This is a genomic window from Acinetobacter piscicola (assembly GCF_002233755.1).
Classification (GTDB): Bacteria; Pseudomonadota; Gammaproteobacteria; order Pseudomonadales; family Moraxellaceae; genus Acinetobacter; species Acinetobacter piscicola.
The window spans coordinates 1-735 of record NZ_NIFO01000065.1 but is presented as its reverse complement, the minus strand read 5'-3'; the positions used below and the strand labels follow the sequence as shown (position 1 = coordinate 735).

Below are 735 nucleotides of genomic sequence, written 5' to 3'. Positions count from 1 at the left end.
CTAGATTCATAAGTGAAACTAAAAAAAGCCACATTTCGATGTGGCTTTTTTTTACAAAAAAAGCAAAATAAATTAAAAAAAATAATATAAATGTGAAATGGATCACAAAAATATGTATAATGCTTAAAATTAAACCAGTTTAGAAAACTAAACCTATTTTTTGTGTTAAAAAAAACTTTATAGAGGACACATTTATGGCTTCAACAAATATAATTTCATCTCCCAATTTTATGGCGAATAGTCCAGTTAGTCTAAAATTTTATGATCCGATTACTGGTGTTTTTTTAAAAGAGGTGACAGTTACGGTAAGACCGAGTGGTACATTTTCTTATGTTACTTCAGAATTTATTAATGGTGAAAAAGTCATCATTACGGGTATAGATAAACAGGGGTTACCAAATACTCAAGAGCTTATTTTGAATGATTATAAGGCTCCAGATATACAAGCAACAATAAATGCGACAGGTACGATTGTTTCAGGAACTTCTGAACCAGGAGCTACTATTCAAATTAAAAGTGTTGCAACAGGTGCTGTTTTGGGGACAGCAATTGTTGCGGTTGATGGGACGTATTCAGTAAGTCTTAATCCTGCTTTAGTTAATGGTGAAAATATTCAAGCTACTGCGACGGATGCTTCAAATAACTCTTCATCAAAATCTCTGACTGCTCCAGATATTACTCCGCCAGCAGCACCTACAGATGTCGATGTGATCGATGCTGGAGCGACAGTTACTG

1 protein-coding gene is annotated in these 735 nt (G+C 33.9%); it reads left to right on the top strand.

Going from position 1 to position 735, the window contains the following annotated elements; all coding sequences use genetic code 11:
* Positions 1–230 precede the first annotated feature (230 nt).
* Positions 231–735, top strand: a 505-nt coding sequence (locus CDA10_RS16700; protein WP_213062857.1) for an Ig-like domain-containing protein, incomplete at its 3' end; no start/stop codon positions are given.